The organism is Pseudomonas sp. NFXW11 (assembly GCF_049887815.1).
Taxonomy (GTDB): Bacteria; Pseudomonadota; Gammaproteobacteria; order Pseudomonadales; family Pseudomonadaceae; genus Aquipseudomonas.
Map to the genome: position 1 here is coordinate 103068 of NZ_JAGEKI010000006.1, position 18717 is coordinate 121784.

17 protein-coding genes are annotated in these 18717 nt (G+C 64.7%); 10 read left to right on the plus strand and 7 right to left on the minus strand.

The annotated features are described in order from the left end of the window. The first annotated feature begins 357 nt into the window (after window positions 1-357). The 3 genes from mqo (at window position 358) to J4P02_RS11550 (ending at window position 3838) form a co-directional block, all read left to right on the plus strand. Window positions 358-1995 (plus strand): malate dehydrogenase (quinone), encoded by a 1638-nt coding sequence (gene mqo / locus J4P02_RS11540; RefSeq protein WP_426190199.1) that lies wholly within the window; start codon window positions 358-360, stop codon window positions 1993-1995. Between the two features lie 254 nt (window positions 1996-2249). Further along, window positions 2250-2972, plus strand: a complete 723-nt coding sequence (locus tag J4P02_RS11545) for a GNAT family N-acetyltransferase (protein ID WP_426190201.1) — start codon at window positions 2250-2252, stop codon at window positions 2970-2972. 68 nt (window positions 2973-3040) lie between these two features. Next, window positions 3041-3838, plus strand: a complete 798-nt coding sequence (locus tag J4P02_RS11550; RefSeq protein ID WP_426190203.1) for a DeoR/GlpR family DNA-binding transcription regulator — start codon at window positions 3041-3043, stop codon at window positions 3836-3838. A gap of 85 nt (window positions 3839-3923) precedes the next feature. On the opposite strand, the gene J4P02_RS11555 is transcribed toward J4P02_RS11550, so the two are convergent. The 4 genes from J4P02_RS11555 to J4P02_RS11570 form a co-directional block, all read right to left on the minus strand. Continuing rightward, window positions 3924-5252, minus strand: a complete 1329-nt coding sequence (locus J4P02_RS11555; protein WP_426190205.1) for an MFS transporter — start codon at window positions 5250-5252, stop codon at window positions 3924-3926. Window positions 5253-5402: 150 nt separating this feature from the next. Further along, window positions 5403-6596 (minus strand): L-2-hydroxyglutarate oxidase, encoded by a 1194-nt coding sequence (gene lhgO, locus J4P02_RS11560; protein ID WP_426190207.1) that lies wholly within the window; start codon window positions 6594-6596, stop codon window positions 5403-5405. 120 nt (window positions 6597-6716) lie between these two features. After that, window positions 6717-7433 (minus strand): FadR/GntR family transcriptional regulator, encoded by a 717-nt coding sequence (locus tag J4P02_RS11565; protein ID WP_426190209.1) that lies wholly within the window; start codon window positions 7431-7433, stop codon window positions 6717-6719. A 109-nt stretch (window positions 7434-7542) separates the two neighbouring features. Further along, window positions 7543-8070, minus strand: a complete 528-nt coding sequence (locus tag J4P02_RS11570; protein ID WP_426190211.1) for a GNAT family N-acetyltransferase — start codon at window positions 8068-8070, stop codon at window positions 7543-7545. Between the two features lie 123 nt (window positions 8071-8193). Between J4P02_RS11570 and J4P02_RS11575 the strand changes: the two genes are divergently transcribed. Continuing rightward, complete coding sequence (locus J4P02_RS11575) at window positions 8194-9075, plus strand: LysR family transcriptional regulator (protein ID WP_426190213.1); 882 nt, start codon at window positions 8194-8196, stop codon at window positions 9073-9075. Between the two features lie 10 nt (window positions 9076-9085). Here J4P02_RS11575 and J4P02_RS11580 read toward each other — a convergent pair whose 3' ends face one another. Further along, window positions 9086-9661 (minus strand): LysE family transporter, encoded by a 576-nt coding sequence (locus tag J4P02_RS11580; protein WP_426190588.1) that lies wholly within the window; start codon window positions 9659-9661, stop codon window positions 9086-9088. Window positions 9662-9809: 148 nt separating this feature from the next. Beyond that, window positions 9810-10679, minus strand: a complete 870-nt coding sequence (locus tag J4P02_RS11585) for a LysR substrate-binding domain-containing protein (RefSeq protein WP_426190215.1) — start codon at window positions 10677-10679, stop codon at window positions 9810-9812. A gap of 137 nt (window positions 10680-10816) precedes the next feature. On the opposite strand from J4P02_RS11585, the gene J4P02_RS11590 reads away from it, so the two are divergent. The 6 genes from J4P02_RS11590 to J4P02_RS11615 all read left to right on the plus strand — a co-directional run bounded on the left by J4P02_RS11590 (window position 10817) and on the right by J4P02_RS11615 (window position 17641). Beyond that, window positions 10817-11875, plus strand: a complete 1059-nt coding sequence (locus J4P02_RS11590; RefSeq protein ID WP_426190217.1) for an agmatine deiminase family protein — start codon at window positions 10817-10819, stop codon at window positions 11873-11875. Further along, window positions 11872-12780, plus strand: coding sequence for an N-carbamoylputrescine amidase (gene aguB / locus J4P02_RS11595; RefSeq protein ID WP_426190219.1), 909 nt, complete (start codon window positions 11872-11874; stop codon window positions 12778-12780). Before J4P02_RS11590 ends, aguB begins: the two co-directional genes overlap by 4 nt. A gap of 1 nt (window position 12781) precedes the next feature. Next, complete coding sequence (locus J4P02_RS11600) at window positions 12782-13903, plus strand: extracellular solute-binding protein (RefSeq protein ID WP_426190221.1); 1122 nt, start codon at window positions 12782-12784, stop codon at window positions 13901-13903. A 73-nt stretch (window positions 13904-13976) separates the two neighbouring features. Next, window positions 13977-15098 carry an agmatine deiminase family protein gene (locus J4P02_RS11605; RefSeq protein WP_426190223.1) on the plus strand — a complete coding sequence of 374 codons (1122 nt, stop codon included), beginning with the start codon at window positions 13977-13979 and terminating at the stop codon, window positions 15096-15098. 88 nt (window positions 15099-15186) lie between these two features. After that, on the plus strand, window positions 15187-17046 hold the full coding sequence (locus tag J4P02_RS11610) for a hypothetical protein (protein WP_426190225.1): 1860 nt from the start codon (window positions 15187-15189) through the stop codon (window positions 17044-17046). Between the two features lie 136 nt (window positions 17047-17182). Continuing rightward, window positions 17183-17641, plus strand: coding sequence for a GNAT family N-acetyltransferase (locus tag J4P02_RS11615; RefSeq protein ID WP_426190227.1), 459 nt, complete (start codon window positions 17183-17185; stop codon window positions 17639-17641). Between the two features lie 24 nt (window positions 17642-17665). Here the strand turns inward: J4P02_RS11615 and J4P02_RS11620 are convergent, their stop codons facing one another. Then, on the minus strand, window positions 17666-18607 hold the full coding sequence (locus J4P02_RS11620; RefSeq protein ID WP_426190229.1) for a class I SAM-dependent methyltransferase: 942 nt from the start codon (window positions 18605-18607) through the stop codon (window positions 17666-17668). Window positions 18608-18717: the final 110 nt, after the last annotated feature.

Genomic DNA, 18717 nt, shown 5'->3' on the forward strand with positions numbered 1-18717 from the left:
TCTTGGGTTGAACCCGACCTCTCCTTAATGCGGCTGGCTCCGTGCTCACGGCGCCAGGCTTGCGCGTCGCTCGGTTGGCGGCGGGCAGGGGGCGGCATTGCCTGTGGTTGGGCCCCGTGACCAGCCCCCGAGTAACAACTGTCACTCACAGTAGCTGAAGCCAAAAACGACAAGAAGTCAGCGCCGGAGCGATATAAAACTGAGGTCGAGCCTGTCTCGTCGGCCTTGTGTGCCCACCCTCCAGTTCTTTTTGAATGCGCTCATTCAGGATCTGCGAAATGCCTGTTTCGCATAGCCCTTGAGCCAGCAGGATCGAGGATCGGACGGCGGATGGCGTTCTATCGTAGGTACTACAGAATGTTGAAGAAAGTGAACACGGCCCTGATCGGGCTGGCGATGACCCTGGGTCTCACGACCGCGCAAGCGGCTGAGCCGAAGAAAGTGGATGTGCTGCTGATCGGCGGCGGCATCATGAGTTCGACCCTCGGGGTCTGGCTCAATGAGCTGCAACCGGATTGGTCGATGGAGATGGTCGAGCGCCTGGATGGCGTAGCTGAAGAAAGCTCCAACGGCTGGAACAACGCCGGCACCGGTCACTCCGCTTTGGCCGAGCTGAACTACACCCCGGAAGGCAAGGACGGCAAGATCGAGATCGCCAAGGCCATCGAGATCAACGAAGCCTTCCAGATCTCCCGCCAGTTCTGGTCGTGGCAGGTCAAGGCCGGTGTTCTGAAGAACCCGCGTTCGTTCATCAACTCCACGCCGCACATGAGCTTTGTCTGGGGCGATGACAACATCAAGTTCCTCAAGGCACGCTACGAAGCCCTGCAGGCTAGCCCGCTGTTCAGCGGCATGCAGTATTCCGAGGACGCCGAGCAGATCAAGAAGTGGGTTCCACTGATGATGGAAGGTCGTGATCCGGCGCAGAAGATCGCTGCGACCTGGAGCCCGATCGGCACCGACGTCAACTTCGGCGAAATCACTCGCCAGTTCGTCGCCCACCTGCAAGCCCAGCCTAACTTCGCCCTGAAACTGTCCAGCGAAGTGCAGGAAATCGAGCGCAACCAAGATGGCTCGTGGCGCGTGACCTACAAGAACCTGAAAGACGGTTCGAAAACCGAGACCGACGCCAAGTTCGTGTTTATCGGCGCTGGCGGCGGTGCCCTGCACCTGCTGCAGAAATCGGGCATTCCTGAAGCCAACGAATATGCCGGCTTCCCAGTGGGCGGCTCGTTCCTGGTGACCGACAACGCCACTGTGGCCGAGCAGCACCTGGCCAAGGCCTACGGCAAGGCTTCGGTCGGCGCGCCACCGATGTCCGTACCGCACCTGGACACCCGGGTTCTGGACGGCAAGCGGGTGATCCTGTTTGGCCCATTCGCCACCTTCTCCACCAAGTTCCTCAAGGAAGGCTCGTACCTCGACCTGCTGACCAGCACCACCACCCACAACTTCTGGCCGATGACCAAAGTGGGCATCGAACAGTACCCGCTGGTGGAATACCTGGCCGGCCAGCTGATGCTGTCGGATGACGACCGCTTCGCCGCCCTGCAGGAATACTTCCCCAACGCCAAGAAAGAAGACTGGCGCCTGTGGCAGGCCGGTCAGCGCGTGCAGATCATCAAGCGTGACGAAGAGAAGGGTGGCGTGCTGAAACTCGGCACCGAGATCGTCGCTTCCCAGGACGGCAGCATCGCCGGCCTGCTGGGCGCCTCCCCGGGTGCTTCGACCGCCGCGCCGATCATGCTCAGCGTGCTGCAGAAAGTCTTCAAGGACCAGGTAGCGACCCCGGCCTGGCAGGAGAAGCTGAAGCAGATCGTCCCAAGCTACGGCACTGCCCTGAACGACAGCCCTGAGCGTGTGGCCAAAGAATGGGCCTACACCGCCGAAGTGCTGCAACTGACCCCGCCACCGGCGGTGAAGGGCGCAGCGCCGCAGGCTCCGGCCAGCATGGCCAAGCCACAGAGCAACCCAGCGGCCGACATGGCGCTGTAAGCTGCGGCCCCACCCGCTCTCGTCGGGTGGGGCACCGCGGATGCCGCTGCGCATCCGTCTTTTCTGCCGGTTGTGACGGCAGTTCGAATGTCGTCGCAACCTGTAGCTCGCTTCTCCCTCGATCCCCTCCTGTTTGTTTGCCATCCCGGCGTGCCCTATAGGCTGCCCGGTTGTGCGCCTGCGCCGCCGCGCCGGGTTATCATTACGCGCCCGCCGTAGCCGGGCATGCCCCAATCCTCGGAGTCACCGCCTCGATGTCCAGCATCACCCTGTTCCAAGCCCCGCCGCCCGAAGCCATCCAGAGCCAGATCCAGCAGATGGTGGTGGACTACATCAGCGACATCAGCGCGGTGGCCATCGCCCCGAGCAACCTGCTGTACAACCTCTACCAGTACGGCGTCGGCTTCGAGGTGCACCTGTATCTGCAAGCCATGGACGGTTCCCGGGAGCTGGCCGTGGAGCTGCTGGTGGCCAGCGACCCGCTGGAGCCGGAGCGGGTACTGGGTTTCATCCTCTACCTGCCGCTCAAGGACGATCCCCAGGCCTGCGCCGTGGCCTATATGGCGGTGTTGCAAGGTCAGCGACGCCAGGGCATCGCCCGGCAGATGCTGCAAGCCATGCGAGTGCGCTACCCCCACGCGGAACTGGCCTGCAACGTGGCCAAGGTCAGCTGCTTCGAGGCCCTGGGCTTCCAGCTGGTGGGCGCCCGTGGCCCGCAGGTGCTGATGAACACCCGTGACCACAGCAGCGACGGCCTGCTGGCGGTGCTGGATGTGGCGCCCATCTACCAGTCGCTGGAAGTGCGGCAGATCCACAGCTACCTACTGGCCCAACACGGGCGCAAGGCGATGCTGGAAGCGGAGAAAAAACGCGACCGGCACCTGGACCAGCTCACCCGCCAGGCCCAGGCCCTGGTGCGCGAGCGCCTGGGTGAAGTCGCCCTGTACAGCTCGCGAGCGCCGCAGTTGATCCGCTGATTGATGTTGCTTGTTTTCGCCTGGTTGGCTGTTTAATCTCGCGAAAACACGCAATAGCGGGCATCAACATGCAAAACCAGCATCCGGCGGCCGAGCTGCCATCTTTGCGTCGACAAAAGATCCTCTTGCTGCTGGAGCGCGACGGCAAGGTCATGGCCGCCGAGCTGAGCCGGCATTTCGCGGTGTCCGAAGACACCATCCGCCGCGACCTGGCCGAGCTCGACGCCAGCGGCCTGGTGCAGCGGGTGCATGGCGGCGCGCTGCCAAGGCCCAAGGACAGCGGCAAGGACTACTTCGCTCGGGTGAGTGAAACCAATGAGGCAAAAGCGCGCCTGGCGCGCTACGCCGTGCAGTGGGTGCGGGAGGGGCAGACGCTGATGTTCGACTCTGGCTCCACCACCTTGCAGATCGCCCGCTCGCTGCCCAGCGATCTCAACCTCACCGCGGTCACCGCCTCGCCGCTGATCGCCGTGGCCCTGGCCGAACACCCCAAGGTCAAGGTGATCCTGGTGGGTGGCCAGCTCAATCCGGCGACCTTGTGCGTCAGTGGCCACGAGGCGCTGCGGATGATCCAGGGCATCAAGGCCGACCTGCTGTTCACCGGGGTCTGCGCCATCCACCCGGAGATCGGCCTCAGCTCCCTGCATTTCGATGAAGTGCCGCTCAAGCAGGCGATGTTCGACAGCGCCAGCGAGGTCATAGCAGTGACCACCGCCGACAAGCTCGGGGCCATGGAGCCCTTTGTGGTGGTGCCCTGCAACCGCCTGCAGCGGCTGATTACCGAGCAGGAGGTGATCACCGGAGATATCGAGGATTACCGTCGGCAGGGAATCGAGGTGCTGCAGGTTGGCGCGGCGTTCGGCTAGCTAGCCTCTGTCTGGATAGCGGCAGGCTCGCTGGCCGCGGGTTCGACCGCCAGCCGACGCTGGCGATCGAATCTTCAAGCGTCACTCAGTTCTTGAACGCCGAATGCCTGTGGCCCTGGTCGCACAGGGCGAACGCCACCACCAGCACCGCCGCCACGGCGAGGATGATCACCACGCCGTCGGTGGAGTGGGTGGCCGAGGCGGTCACCAGCGACAGCGCGCCCAGCGGCGCCAGGCCGCCGGCGATGGCGGTGCCGATCTCGCGCCCGGTGCCGAAGCCCGAGGAACGGGTGGCGGTGGGGAACTGGCGGCTGAGGAAGGAGCCCTGGGGGGCGAACATCATCGGCGCCAGGATGCCGGTGCCCACGCCGATGGCAAGGTAGATCATCAGGCTGTCGCCGGTATTCAGCAGGGCCAGGAAGGGGTAGGCGAACAGCGCCGAGAACAGGCCGCCGAGGATCAGCACGGTCTTGCTGCTCCACTTGTCGCAGAGCCAGCCGAAGAAGGGCACGGCAACGATGGCCACCAGGCTGGCGATGGTCACCGACAGCGAAGTGACATGCACATCGACGTTCTTGTACTGGGTCAGGTAGGCCAGGGAGAAGGTCTTGAAGATGTAGCTCAGGGCGTTGTAGCCGATGGCCACGAAGAACACCACCGCCAGGCCCTTGAGGTCATTCTGCAGCAGCGCCTTGAGCGGCGAGGCCTTGGCTGGTTGCTGTTCCTGGCTCAGTTCCTTGAACTCCGGGGTTTCCGGAATGCTGTTGCGCACCCACAGGCCGACCGCCACCAGCACGATGCTGCACACGAAGGGAATGCGCCAGCCGCCGGCCAGCAGGAATTCGTTGCCGTTGATGGTCAGCAGGTAGATGGTCAGCGACGACAGCAGCAGGCCCAGGTTCAGCCCCAGTGCCGGCCAGGCGCCCTGGCTGCCGCGCTTGCCCTCGCTGGCGTGCTCATAGGACGTGACCGCCGCGCCGGACAGTTCGGCGCCGGCCCCCAGGCCCTGGATGATGCGGATCGCCACCAGCAGGATGGGCGCCCAGATGCCGATCGAGGCATAGCTGGGAATCAGCCCGATCAGCGCGGTGCACACGCCCATCAGGCAGAAGGTCAGCACCAGCACTTGCTTGCGGCCGAACTTGTCCCCCAGGTAGCCGAACAGGATGCCGCCGAAGGGGCGGGCGATAAAGCCGATGGCAAAGGTCGAGAAGGCCATCAGGGTGGCGCTTTTCGGGTCGCTGTTATCGAAGAAGATCTTCGAGAAGACAATGGCCGCCATGGTGGCGTAGAGGTAGAAGTCGTACCACTCCAGCATCGAGCCGAAGATGGTGGCCGCCGCGACCTTGCGCAGGCGTTTCTTGGTTTGTGCTGGGGTTTCCGCTGCAGTACTGCTGGTTTCAACTGCGCTCATAGCCGTACATCCTCTTGAATCATTGTATTTATTGTCGAGTTGACGCGAGTCTTGCCGGGCGCCCGTTGTGGGGCGCTGGCGGTATGGCGGCGACACGGGGCCGCGTGGCCGTATCCGGATACGGCCCGAGGCTTCAGTGGCGCGTGGGTTTCAGTCGGCCTGGAAAATCCGGTCGGCGATCATCGAGCCAATGGGAATCGCCGAGGTGGCGGCGGGCGAGGGCGCGTTGCACACGTGCAACATGCGCGGGGTCTGGGCGAACAGGAAGTCGTGCACCAGGCTGCCGTCGCGCATCACCGCCTGGGCGCGGATACCGGCTTCATAGGGCAGCAGGTCCTCGACTTGCAGGGACGGGCAGTACTTGCGGCACTGCTCCAGATAGCCGGACTTGAACAGCGAGTTCTTCATTTCCGTGGTGCCGGAGCCGAGGTTCTGCCAGAGGGTTTTCCAGAACCCGGGGAAGCTGGCGTACTGCGCCACGTCGCGCCAGTTGATCGAGAACTTCTTGTAGTTCTCCCGGCCCAGGCCCAGCACCGCGTTGGGGCCGACGGTGACGCTGCCGTCGATCATGCGGGTCAGGTGCACGCCGAGGAACGGCAGCTCCGGATCGGGGATCGGGTAGATCAGGTGGTTGACGATGTTGTTCTTCGACGCCGGCAGGCGGAAGTACTCGCCGCGAAAGGGGATGATCTGGTGTTCGATCTGCACCCCGGCCAGGGTTGCCAGGCGGTCCGATTGCAGGCCGGCGCAGGCCACCAGCTTCTTCGCTTGCCAGGCGCCGCCATGGCTGCAGACGCTGACGCTGTCGGGGTATTCCTGGATCGCGGTGACGCTCTGGCCGAGGCAGATCTCGCCACCGGCGCGGCGGATCACCTGGGCCATGGTCTCGCAGACTTGGCGGTAGTCGACGATGCCGGTGGCATCGAGGAACAGCCCGCCCAGGCCGACGATATTCGGTTCGCGCTGGCGCAGTTGCTCGGCGTCCAGGCGCTCGACCTTCAGGCCGTTCTGCTGCGAGCGCTGGTACAGCGCGTCCATGCGCTGCATCTCCAGGGCGTTGGAGGCCACCAGCACCTTGCCGCACACCTCGAACTTGATTCCGTGCTCGCTGCAGAACTGCTTGGTGGCCTCGGCGCCGCGCTTGCACAGGTCGGCCTTGAGGCTGCCCGGGGCGTAGTAGATGCCTGCGTGGATCACCCCGCTGTTATGCCCGGTCTGGTGCTTGGCCAGGCTGGTTTCCTTTTCCAGGATCACCAGCGAAGCGCCGGGCTGGCGCTTGAGGATCTCCATGGCCGTGGCCAGGCCGACGATGCCGCCGCCGATGATGCAATAGTCGTAGATCATTGTTCTTGGTTACCTTGCGTCTAATCTGTTCGGTCTGGTTATCAGGTTGTCAGACTAACTAATCCGATAAAAAAGCAGCGACAAGCTTCAAGCCAGTAGCTGCAAGCTTGTGGCTTGAATCTAGGTTGCTGCGTTGCTGTTGAGTTCCAGCCCCAGGCGCTTGGCCGAAGCCCGCAGGTGGGCATCGGCGCAGGCCGCGGCGGCCAGGGCGTCGCCCTCGGCAATGGCCTGGTACAGCGCCTGGTGTTCTTGCAGGGCATCGGCGGAACCACCCACCTGGGGCAGGGCCGAGTTTTCCCAGGCAGTCTTGCGGGCGCTGGCCAGCTGGCTGCCGAGGAAGTCGTGGAAGGCCACGAAATAATCGTTCTTGCCGGCTTCGGCAATGGCTCGGTGGAAGGCCACATCGGCCAGGGCCGCGGTTTCCAGGTCGCTGCGCTGGTCGTGCATGGTCTGCAGGGCCGCTTGCATGCGTTGCAGGTCGTTGGCGTCGCGGCGCTGGGCGGCAATCGAGGCGGCCTGGGTCTCGATCCACAGGCGCATCTCGAACATCTGTGCCAGGTCGGCCATCCGCCCCTCGCTGTGGGGGAAGCGAAACACCGTGCCGGCCGGGGTCTTGGAAATATACGAACCCAGGCCACGCCGGGCGATCAGCACGCCGTCGGCCTTGAGCTGGGCAATGGCTTCGCGAACCACCGAGCGGCTGACATTCAGTTGCTCGGCCAACTGCTGCTCGGTGGGCAGGCGCGATTCGGGGGCCAGGCGCCCGGAATCGATCTCGCGGCGCAGCGCATTGACCACCCGCACAACGAGAGAGTCGGGTCGCTGGAGTTCAAGCATGGGAGGGTAAAACCTTGGTAGTCAGGTTGTCAGACAATAGCCGTTGGGATTTTTCACTGTCAAGAAAAACCCACGGCGCAGTGCTGGGCAGCCTTGGCGGGGGGCGGGTTCAGGCGTGCAGATGGCAGCTGAAAATCAGATCGTCGTAATCCTTGCCGCCCATCCGGAAGGCCCCTTCGTCACGCTGCTGGAAGACAAAGCCGCAGCGTTCCAGCACCTGGCAGGAGGCCGTATTGCCGTCGGTGACTGTGGCCACCAGGCGCTCGAGGCCAAGGTTGTGGCGGGCGTACTGGATCAATGCACGCAGGGACTCGGTAGCCAGCCCCTTGCCTTGATGACCGGGGGCCAGCAGGTAGCCCACTTCGGCTTCGGCGCTGAGCCGGTCATGCACCCGCAGGCCAGTGAAACCCAGTTCCTCGCCGCTCTGGCGGTCGCGAATCACCAGGCACAACCAGTGGCTGGAATCCAGGTTCCAGTGCGGCAGGCGCGAGGTGAAACGCTCCTCGATCTGCTCCCGGGAAAGCGGGTCGCAGACATAGCGCAGGTTTTCCGGGTCGCTGTGCAGTCTCAGGAACAGCTCCCAGTCATGGGTGTTCAGGGGGCGCAGGTGCAGGCGAGGGCTATGCAGTTCCAGCATGGGGGCTCCAGATCCGTTGGTAGCTAAGGCTCGGGGTACTGTACCGGAGAAAACCCTGACCGCAGTGGTGGCAATTTCGCATAAGATCCCCGGCCTGGGATTTTATGCATAAGGCAGGCAAGGGTGAATTGGGACGATCTGCGGTATTTCATTGCCGTCGCCAATGCCGGCAACATCACCGACGCCGGGCAGGCGCTGCAGGTGGCCGCGTCGACGGTCTCGCGCAAGATCCTGGTGCTGGAACAGGCCTTGAACACCTTGCTGTTCCTCAAGACCACCCAGGGTTATTGCCTCACCGAGGCCGGCCAGGCCCTGCTGCCCATGGCCCTGGAGGCTGAAGAACGCTTCAGGCTGATGCAGCGCCAGATGTCCCAGCCCGGCGCGCGCCTGGCGGGGGTGGTGCGCATCGACTGTCCGGAACTGATGGGCAGCCACCTGATCATTCCCGCCCTGGCGCAGTTTCGTCTGCAGCACCCGCAGATCCGCTTCGATTTCGTCAACGCGGCGCGCTCGGTGAAACTGACCCAGAGTCACAGCGACCTGCTGCTGCGTCTGCAGCGCCCTGAAGCGGGCAACTTCACCCTACGCCGGGTGGGCGCCCTGACCCAGGCATTGTTCTGCTCCCACGCTTATGCCGCGGCCCATGGTTGCCCGCAGGACGTGGCACAGCTGTGCCAGCACCCGCTGATCGGCTGGAATCAGGACCTGGCCCACCTGCCGCTGGCCCGTTGGCTGGATCAGCTCAGTGGCGGCCAGCCCTTGTGGATGCGCACCGGCAATCTGCAGGCGCAACTCCAGGCGGTGCAGGCAGGGCTGGGGATTGCCGCGTTGCCGGTGTACATCGCCGAATCCCTGGGCTTGCACCGGGTGCTGACGCAGATCCCGGCGCATCGTGGCGAGATCTGGCTGCTGCGCAACCTGGCGACCCTGGGCCATGAGCGCATCGATCGGGTGGTGGAGTTCCTCGACCAGTTGCTGCAGCGCCACGGCCTGCAGCCCGACTGAACCACGCTGCCTAGCTCGCGCCCTGGCGCAGCAGCAGCCAGGCCGCCACGGCCATCAGCATCAGGCCGAACAGGGCGTTTTGCGCCAGCAGCAGCCGCGGGCGTTCACGCAGCAGCAGTTGCAGGCTTGAGCCCAGGCAGGCCCAGAGCAGGTGGCCGCAGAGGTTCAGGGCAATCAGCGCGGCACTCAGCGCCAGCACCGCCAGGCTGCCGGCCTCGCGCCCCGGGCTGAAGGTGGAGAACATCACCAGCAACATCACCAGGCCCTGGACATTGCCCAGTTGCAGCATCACGCCATGGCGAAACTGCAGGGCCACGGCCCGCTCGCCGGGCTTGCGCAGAGGCCGCAGCAACAGCCGCAGGCCGAGCCAGAAAATGTACAGGCTGCCGGCCACCCGCAGGCCCCAGAGCAGCCGCGGCTGGCTGGCCAGGCTGTGGTACAGGCCCAGGCCCACCAGCAGGGCCAGCAGCAGGTAGGTCAGGTCGAGGCCGAGAATGAAGCGCAGCGAGCGGCGCACGCCACTCTGTGCGCCGCAGCTGGCCACCGTCAGGTTGCCCGGGCCGGCGCTCAGCGCCATGGGCAGCATGGTGGACAGCCACAGCGGCCAGTTGATGTCGAGAACAGCTAACACAGGCGACTCCTCGCAGCGGTGCGGATTGCACCGGCGCCAGCTTAAGGCGCTACCTGCGGTGCGGTTAGCGGCACAAATGCAAAGCGGTTTTGCAGCGCCGTGTTCAGGCTTCGGCCCCGTGCTCCAGCGCGCCCTGCAGCCACTGGCAGAAACTGCGGGTCAGCGGGCTGGCTTCGCTGTCGCGGTGCACCAGCCAGGCCCAGGTCGGGCCGCGCACGCTGTGTTCGCACAAGGGGGCCAGCAGGCCCTGGGCCCGAGCTTGCTGGGCCAGCAGTTGGCTGACCAGGGCAATCCCGTGGCCGGCGCAGGCGGCGTCCAGCAGCAGGCCCGGGTCGGAAAAATTCAGCCCGTTGCTGCGCTGGCCGATGTCCGCGCCGCCTTCCACCAGCCAGTGGCTCCAGTCCATTTCCCGCTCGCCATGCAAGGTGGTGCGCAACTCCCGGGGTTGCTCCAGCAGGGATGGGTGGCAGGCCGGGTATAGGCGGTCGCTGTAGAGCTCCAGGTAGCTGCATTCGGCCTGGGCGCTGAGGTCGTCGCGCAGGGTCAGGTCGATGGTCTGGGTGGCCATGTCCGGCGGCTCGAAACTGGTGAACAGCCACAGGTCGACTTCCGGGTGCAGGCGGTTGAATTCCCCCAGGCGCGGCAGCAGCCAGTGGCGGGCAAAGGCCGGGCTGGTGTTGACCACCAGCTGGTTGGGCTTGCGGTACTGCTCCAGGCGACGGATGCCCACCGCCAGCTGTTGCAGCAGCGACTGGGTGGTGCTGCGCAGGTCGTGGCCGGCATCGGTCAGGCTCACGGCGCGACCGCTGCGATAGAACAGCGGCTGTTCGAGGAAGGTCTCCAGGCTGCGGATCTGCTGGCTGATGGCCGACTGGGTGAGGTGCAGCTCTTCGGCGGCCTTGTGGAAACTGCCCAGTCGGGCGGCGGCTTCGAAGCCTCGCAAGGCGTTCAGGGGAGGCCAGTGTTTTAACATGATCGATAAGTTCGGCTAATCAGAAATGGGCTAAATATATCGTTTGTTGGCGGTTTTTCAAAGCCATAGCATGGGTCCTGTTGTACGGCACCTGTTAACGACTGATAACAAAACCTTACTTGAGAGGTTCAAGGCCCATGCACAGCAATGACAATCAAACCCGCGCCTGGCGCATGCCCGCCGAGTGGGCGCCCCACGCCGCGACCTGGATGGTCTGGCCACACAACCAGGGCTTGTGGGAGTCGGTCTGGGGCATGACCCTGGCCCAGGTGCAGGCGGATTTCGCCGGGGTGGCCAATGCCATTGCGCGTTTCGAACCGGTGAAGCTGGTGGTCGACCCTTCGGCCCTGGACAGTGCCCGTGCGCTGTGTGTCGAGGCTGTCGAGCTGATCGTGCAGCCGGTGAACGACAGCTGGTGCCGCGATTCCGGCCCAAGCTTCGTGATTCATCCGCAGCAGGGGCTGGCCGGGGTCAGCTGGCGCTTCAACGCCTGGGGCGGCAAATCAGCCCACGACCTGGACCGCAGCCTGGCCCGGCGCCTGCTCGACGACCTGGGGCTGGCCTGCTTCGGCAGCCCGCTGGCCAATGAAGGCGGGGCCATCCATGTGGACGGCGAGGGCACCCTGATCACCACCGAGTCGGTGCTGCTCAACCCCAACCGCAACCCGGGCCTTGGCAAGGCCGAGATCGAGGACAGCTTCCGCCGCCTGCTGGGCATCGAGAAAACCATCTGGCTGCCAGGAGACCCGGACTACGTCACCGGCGACATGACCGACGGCCATGTCGATGGCGTGTGCGCCTTCGCTCGCCCCGGTGTGCTGCTGGTGGATGCCACCCACGACCAGGGTTCGGTGTATGCCGAAGTGGTGCGCGAGAACCGCCGTGCCCTGGAACTGGCGCGGGATGCCCGTGGGCGCCGCTTCGAGCTGATCGAGCTGTTCGAGGCCACGGCCGCGGTGGATGCCCGGGCCGAAGTGTTCTGCGCGTCCTACACCAACTTCTACATTGCCAATGGCGCGATCATCATGCCGGCCTACGGTATCGAGGCCGATCACCAGGCGGCCGCCGTGCTGGCCCGGGCCTTCCCCGGGCGCGAAGTGGTGCCGGTACGGATCAACGCCCTGGCCCATGGCGGCGGTGGCGTGCACTGCATCACCCAGCAGCAGCCGCAATGGCCCCTGGAGGTGTCGGCATGAGCACCTTGATCATCGCCAGCACCCAGATGCCCTGCACCTGGGACCTACCGGGCAACCTCGACCGGGCCGAGCAACTGGTGCGCCAGGCGGCGGCCCAGGGCGCCCAGGTGATACTGCTGCAGGAGCTGTTCGCCACCCCGTACTTCTGCATCGAGCAGCAGCACAAGCACCTCGACCTGGCCGAGGAATACAGCCGCAGCACCTTGCTCAAGCGTTTTGCCGACCTGGCCCGGGAGCTGGGGGTGGTGCTGCCCCTGAGCTGGTTCGAGCGCGCCGGTAATGCCTTCTTCAACTCCCTGAGCGTGGCCGATGCCGACGGGCGCCTGCTGGGGGTGTACCGCAAGACCCATATTCCCAACGCCGTGGGCTACCAGGAAAAGGAATACTTCAGCCCCGGCGATACCGGTTTCCGGGTCTGGGACACCGCCTTCGGCCGGCTGGGCCTGGGCATCTGCTGGGACCAGTGGTTCCCTGAAACCGCCCGCTGCCTGGCTTTGCAGGGCGCCGAGGTGCTGCTGTTTCCCACCGCCATCGGCTCTGAGCCGGGGGCCTCGGATCTGGATTCCAGGGATCACTGGCAGATGACCATGCGCGGGCATGCCGCGGCCAACTTGCTGCCGCTGGTGGCGGCCAATCGCATCGGTCGCGAAGTGGCCACCAGCGATCCGCAGCTGCACATGGAATTCTACGGTTCGTCGTTTATCTGCGATCACAAAGGCAAGATGCTGGCCGAGGCCGACCGCAGCGGCAGCGGGATTCTGCTGCAGCGCCTGGATCTGGCGGCGATGGCCGAGGACCGACGCACCTGGGGGATTTTCCGCGACCGCCGGCCGGAAATGTACGGGCCTTTGCTGAGCCTCGACGGCCAGCGCATCCACTCACGCTGGAACCCTCGGGAGGCATGATATGCCACGCATAGGCACATATTGGCAGCGGCCCCTCGGCGGGCTGCTGGCCTTGACCCTGATCGCCGGCCAGGCCCAGGCGCAAGAACCGGAAAAGGTCCTGCGGCTGTACAACTGGGCCGACTATTTCGCCGCGGACACCCTGAGTCGTTTCACCGCCGAAACCGGCATCAAGGTGATCTACGACGTGATGGAAGGCAGCGAGGTGCTGGAGGCCAAGCTGATGACCGGCGGCAGCGGCTACGACCTGATCTTCCCCGGCGACACCGTGGCCGAACGGCTGATGCGTGCCGGCAGCCTGCAGAACCTCGACCCGGCCAAGCTGACCGGCCAGGAGGATCTCGAACCCGGTCTCAAGCAGTTGCGCAGCCAGTATCCGCGTGCCAGCCAGGCCACGGTGCCCTACACCTGGGGCACCATCGGCCTGACCTACAACGCGCAGCAGATCGCCCAGCGCCTGCCCGACGCCCCGGTCAACAGCCTCGACCTGCTGTTCAAGCCGGAGCTGGCGGCGCGCTTCGCCGACTGCGGGATCTCGCTTATCGATTCGCCCGACGAAGTGCTGGCCGTGGCCCTTCACTACCTGGGGCGCGAGCCGCGCAGCGCCAAGCCCGAGGACCTGCGCGCCGCCGCCGAGCTGCTGGGGCAGTTGCGGCCCTATATCCGCAAGTTCCAGTCGCAGCCGGTGACCGACCTGGTGAATGGCAACCTGTGCCTGTCCCTGGGCTACAGCGGCGACATGACCCAGGCCCAGCGCACCGCCGATGCCGCCGGCAAGCCAGTGAGCTTCCAGTACCGCATTCCCCGCGAGGGCACCACGGTGTGGATGGACACCATGGCCATCCCCAAGGACGCCCGGCACCCGGAATACGCCTATGCCTTTATCAACTTCGTCACCCGGCCCGAGAACATGGCGGCCATCAGCAACTTCACCGGCTACCCCACGGCCAACGCCAAGGCCCGAGCCAGTGTCGACCCGCAGATGCGCCACAACCCGGATATCTACCCGGATGCCGCCACCTTCGAACGGCTGATACCCGGTCGTGACATTCCCCAGGCCGATATGCGTGCGCGCATGCGGGTCTGGACCCAGTTCAAGACCGCAACGGTCAGCCGTCCCTGAAACCCGGCAGGCAGGCGTGAGCCTTGCCTGCCGCTGTACTACCTTGAGCAAACCCCCAGTGAGAGAAATCCCCATGCCCACCCGACGTCAATTCATCAAGCAGACCTCGCTGCTGGCCGGTGTCACCGCCATCAGTTCCCTGGGCCTGGGCTTCAATAGCCGCAGTGCCCTGGCCAATGAACAGGAGGGCTGGTTCATGCCCGACGAAGGCGAACGCCAACAGCGGGCCTTTATCGCCTTCGGTGCCCAGGATGCGATCTGGGAAGACTTCACTGGCGATGTGCAAGAGGCCCAGGGGCGCATTGCCCGGGCCATCGCCGCCTATCAGCCGCTGACGGTGTTCTGTCGTGAGCACGAGCGCGACCTGGCAGAAGAACTCTGCGGCAGCCGCAACGTCAGCTACGTGATCACCGAGCTGGACGACATCTGGATGCGCGACATCGGCGCCAACTTCGTGACCACTGACCAGGGCCGGCTGGGGGCGGTGGACTTCAACTTTAACGGCTGGGGCAACAAGCAGCGCCACGCCAATGACGCACGCCTGGCGCGGCAGATGGCCACGGCTGCTGGGGCGGTGTACCAGCGCAGCGAGCTGGTGGGCGAGGGTGGCGGTATCGAGGTGGACGGCCACGGCACCGGGATCATGACCGAAAGCAGCTGGATCAACCGCAATCGCAACCCCGACTGGAGCAAGGCCGAGGTCGAGGAAGAACTCAAGGCGCGCCTGGGCCTGCGCAAGATCATCTGGCTGCCGGGAATCAAGGGCCGTGACATCACCGATGCCCACGTCGACTTCTATGCACGCTTCGTCGAGCCCGGAGTGGTGGTGGCCAACCTCGACAACGACCCCGACTCCTACGACCACGCGGTCACCCTCAAGCACCTGGAGATCCTGCGCAAGGCCACCGACGCCGACGGCCGCACACTCAAGGTGCACACCCTGTCGCCGCCGCTGAACCCGCGCAAGAGCCGCTTCAGCCGCGGCAACGATGATTTCGCCGCCGGCTATATCAACTACTTCGTGATCAATGGCGCGGTGATCTCGCCGCAGTTCGGCGACCCGCAGGCCGACCTCAAGGCGCTGAACCTGCTCACCAGCCTCTACCCCGGACGCAAGGTGTTGCAGTTGGATATCGACGCGATCGCCGCCGGTGGCGGCGGCATTCACTGCGTGACCCACCAGTTGCCTGGTTGAGGCGTTGATCACGGCGTGCGTTTACCCGAGCACTGACTAGTCTGTCGAAGGCGTCCGATTTGGCGACGCCCTAGCTCAGGTGAATTCCATGGACAATCAACTGCTGGGCAACTACGTGCTGGATACCGGGCAACCGCAGGACGGGCCTTTCGAAATCGGCCTGGTCATGGCCGGGGCGATTTCCGCCGGGGCCTACGAGGCTGGGGCGCTGGACTACCTGTTCGAGGCGCTGGATGCCTGGGAGGCGGCCAAGGCCCGGGTCAAGGGCAGCGCCGAAGAGAACCAGGTGCCGCAGCACCAGGTGGTGATCAAGGTGGTGGCGGCGGCTTCGGCCGGCAGCATGAGCGCGGCGATCATGGCGGTGGCCGCCCGTCATGATTTCGAGCATGTGGGCAGCGCGGAACTGGGGGTCGAGTGCTATTCGAAACAGCCCCTGAGCCAGCGCACCGCGGCTTTCAACAAAGGCCGGCGCAACCCCTTCTTCAAGGCCTGGGTCCAGGACATCTCCATGGACCAACTGCTGACCACCCGCGACCTGGACGCTAAGGACAGTGTCCTGCGCTCGTTGCTGGACAGTACGGTGTTGCAGAGCATCACCGATGACTGCCTGGCGTTCACCGGCAAGGGCGTGGTCCATCGTTCCTACATGGGCGACCCAACCCGCTATATCTTCACCCTGGCCAACTTGCGCGGAGTCCCTTATTTCCTGCCGTTCAACGCCCAGAACAGCTCTGGGCTAGAAATGTCGATGCACCGCGACTACCGCAGTTTCACCCTCAGTTACAGCCTTGGCGGCGGCGCGCGCGTCTTGCGGGGCGACGATATTGCCCTGGACTGGGGCAATCGGGGCAGCGGGCAATGGCCGCTGTTGGGGCTGACGGCGCTATCCAGTGGGGCCTTTCCCGTGGGGCTGGCCGCGCGACCGATGATTCGGCTAGCCACGGATTACAACTTCCGCTTCGTGGTGCTGCCCGGCACCAACAGCCAGCCGACGCAGGCAGTGAACCTGCAGCACTGCTTGAATATCCTGCCTCCGGGCCTGTTCAAGAGCTTTGTGGTCGACGGCGGCACCATGAACAATGAACCGGTGGATCTGGCCCGCCAGGAGCTGGCGGGGCTGATCGGGCGCAATGAACGTAATGGGGTCGATACCCGGCGGGCGTTGCTGATGATCGACCCCTTTCCCGATCCGCCTACCCAAGTGCCTGGAACCTTGGCCGGGCAGTCGCCCGAGCTGTTCTCGGTGATCGGCGGCCTGCTGGGGGCCTGGAAGAACCAAGCGCGCTTCAAACCCGAGGATCTGGCGTTGGCGGCCGATGAAAAGGTCTACAGCCGCTACCTGATTGCGCCGTCCCGTGGCGGCGGCGATCCGGATAAGCCCAATCTGGCGTGTGGTGCCCTTGGCGGTTTCTCGGGGTTTTTCAGCCAGGATTTCCGCCAGCATGACTACCTGCTGGGGCGGCGCAATGCGCAGAAATTCCTCTCGGATATCTTTACCCTGCCGGTGAGCAATTCCTTGTTCACCTCCCTGGACCCGACGCAGAAAGTTGCTGGGGCCAAATGGGTGCGCAAGGGTGCAGGGGGAGTGCTGGAGCTGCCGATCATTCCCTTGATGGATGAGTTGTTGCCCGGCGAGCTCAGCGGCGGCCTTAGCCAGGGGCGCGCCGAAGCCCTGGGCGACTGGCCTTACGATGTGTTTCGCATCAGCAGCATCGAGCCGGCACTGAAGGCGCGGCTGGACAAGCTGATCAAGCTCGGCGTCGATGGCTCCGGCATGAAATGGTATCAGCGCTGGTACATCAAGTTTGGGGTTGTGATCTCCAGGGGCAGCCTGTACGGCAAGCTCAGCGATTGGCTGGTGGATGGCCTGGCCGAGGGTGGCTTGCTACCCAAGCGTCCGGGTGCGATGAAAAAGCCCCCGCCGCGTGACTGGTTCGCCGAGCCTTGAGCTGAAGTGCCGGGTAAGAGTGGTCTGCCATCACTAGTGAAATTGGCCGGATCGGGCAGTCCGTTGGCGATCTAGACTGGCTCCCATCAACCCTCAGGGGCGGATGCCCGATCTGGATCTTCAACAGGAGTGCGCAATGAGCGAGCAGCAAGCAGCAGTACAGGTACGGCCAATCGAGCCGGGCGATCAACAGCAGTGGTTGCAACTGTGGCTGGGCTATCAGGAGTTCTATGAAGTGAACCTGGATGAGCAGACCAGCCTTTCGACCTTCAGGCGTTTCTTCGACCCGCAGGAGCCGGTGTACTCGGCGGTGGCGGTACAAAATGGCGAGTTGATCGGCTTCGTCAATTCGGTGCTGCACCGTTCCACCTGGACCACGGGCGACTATTGCTACCTGGAGGACCTGTACGTGGCGCCGCAGGTGCGTGGCACTGGCGCCGGCAAACTACTGATCGAGTGGGTGCAGGACTTTGCCCGCCAGCAGCGCTGTGCACGGCTGTACTGGCATACCCATGAAAGCAACAAGCGTGCGCAGAAACTCTACGACTGGGTAGCGGCCAAGTCGGGCTTTATCGAGTACCAGATGCCGCTGTAGGCGCGCCCGACCGAGTCATTGCGGTCATTGGCCCTGGCGGAATACCAGGGCCTTCAAGCCGCACTGCGGATCGGCATCGGGAAATTCCGGCGGGTTCTCCAGGCGTTGTTCGAAGCGCAGCTGCGGCGCCGCCTCGGCCATGCCCTGCAACAGGAACTCCACGCTGAAGGCCGGGTCGTTCATGCAGGCCAGCACGCAGCCATTTTCCGTCAGCAATTCAGGCAGGCGGCGCAATACCCGGGCGTAGTCCTTGCTCAGCACAAAGCTGCCTTTCTGGAACGACGGCGGGTCGATGATCACCAGGTCGTAGGGGCCGCCTTGCTTGACCTTGCCCCAGGACTTGAACAGGTCGTGGCCGAGAAAACCCACCCGGCTGGTGTCGTGGCCGTTGAGCCGGTGGTTGTCGCGACCGCGGCTCAGGGCTGCCCGCGACATGTCCAGGTTGACCACCTTGGCCGCACCGCCGGCCATGGCCGCCACCGAGAAACCGCATGTGTAGGCGAACAGGTTGAGCACCCGCTGGCCCTGGGCATTGGCCCGTACCCAATTGCGCCCGTAGCGCATATCGAGAAACAGCCCGTTGTTCTGCTTGCTGCCCAGGTCCACCTGGTAGCGCAGGCCTTCCTCGGTGATGGTGCAGAACTCCACCGGCGCCCCCAGCAGCCAGTCGCCGCGACTGTCGGGCAGGTAGCGGTGCTGCAGCATCAGGCTGCGGGCGCCGCTGGCGGCCCATTGCGCGGTCGAGCCCAGGTCCACCAGCAGTTGTTCCAGGGCGCTGAGCTGCTCGGGCTCGGGCTCCTTGAACAGCGACACCAGCAGCACCCCCTGCAACCAGTCCACGGTCAGTTGTTCCAGCCCCGGCCAGCAGCGGCCACGGCCATGGAACAGGCGTCGGGTTTCGGCGGGCACGTCGGCCAGGGCGGTGAGCAGGTGCTGGTTGAGGGTGGCGAGGGCGAGAGGTGTCATCAGCGGGGCCGGTCATTTTTCGGGGGCGGCATTTAACCACGGGCAGGCCCATGCAGATAGCCATGGCCGTCGACGCGGATTGGCTGTGTCGCGGTATCGCCCAGGCGCGA

Coding starts and splice junctions, on each gene's coding strand:
- J4P02_RS11605 (WP_426190223.1), top strand. CDS start 13,977: ATGCCCACCCGACGTCAATTCATCAAGCAGACCTCGCTGCTGGCCGGT.
- J4P02_RS11545 (WP_426190201.1), top strand. CDS start 2,250: ATGTCCAGCATCACCCTGTTCCAAGCCCCGCCGCCCGAAGCCATCCAG.
- J4P02_RS11610 (WP_426190225.1), top strand. CDS start 15,187: ATGGACAATCAACTGCTGGGCAACTACGTGCTGGATACCGGGCAACCG.
- J4P02_RS11600 (WP_426190221.1), top strand. CDS start 12,782: ATGCCACGCATAGGCACATATTGGCAGCGGCCCCTCGGCGGGCTGCTG.
- J4P02_RS11565 (WP_426190209.1), bottom strand. CDS start 7,433: ATGCTTGAACTCCAGCGACCCGACTCTCTCGTTGTGCGGGTGGTCAAT.
- aguB (WP_426190219.1), top strand. CDS start 11,872: ATGAGCACCTTGATCATCGCCAGCACCCAGATGCCCTGCACCTGGGAC.
- J4P02_RS11615 (WP_426190227.1), top strand. CDS start 17,183: ATGAGCGAGCAGCAAGCAGCAGTACAGGTACGGCCAATCGAGCCGGGC.
- J4P02_RS11620 (WP_426190229.1), bottom strand. CDS start 18,607: ATGACACCTCTCGCCCTCGCCACCCTCAACCAGCACCTGCTCACCGCC.
- J4P02_RS11550 (WP_426190203.1), top strand. CDS start 3,041: ATGCAAAACCAGCATCCGGCGGCCGAGCTGCCATCTTTGCGTCGACAA.
- J4P02_RS11590 (WP_426190217.1), top strand. CDS start 10,817: ATGCACAGCAATGACAATCAAACCCGCGCCTGGCGCATGCCCGCCGAG.
- J4P02_RS11570 (WP_426190211.1), bottom strand. CDS start 8,070: ATGCTGGAACTGCATAGCCCTCGCCTGCACCTGCGCCCCCTGAACACC.
- mqo (WP_426190199.1), top strand. CDS start 358: ATGTTGAAGAAAGTGAACACGGCCCTGATCGGGCTGGCGATGACCCTG.
- J4P02_RS11585 (WP_426190215.1), bottom strand. CDS start 10,679: ATGTTAAAACACTGGCCTCCCCTGAACGCCTTGCGAGGCTTCGAAGCC.
- J4P02_RS11580 (WP_426190588.1), bottom strand. CDS start 9,661: ATGCTGCCCATGGCGCTGAGCGCCGGCCCGGGCAACCTGACGGTGGCC.
- J4P02_RS11555 (WP_426190205.1), bottom strand. CDS start 5,252: ATGAGCGCAGTTGAAACCAGCAGTACTGCAGCGGAAACCCCAGCACAA.
- lhgO (WP_426190207.1), bottom strand. CDS start 6,596: ATGATCTACGACTATTGCATCATCGGCGGCGGCATCGTCGGCCTGGCC.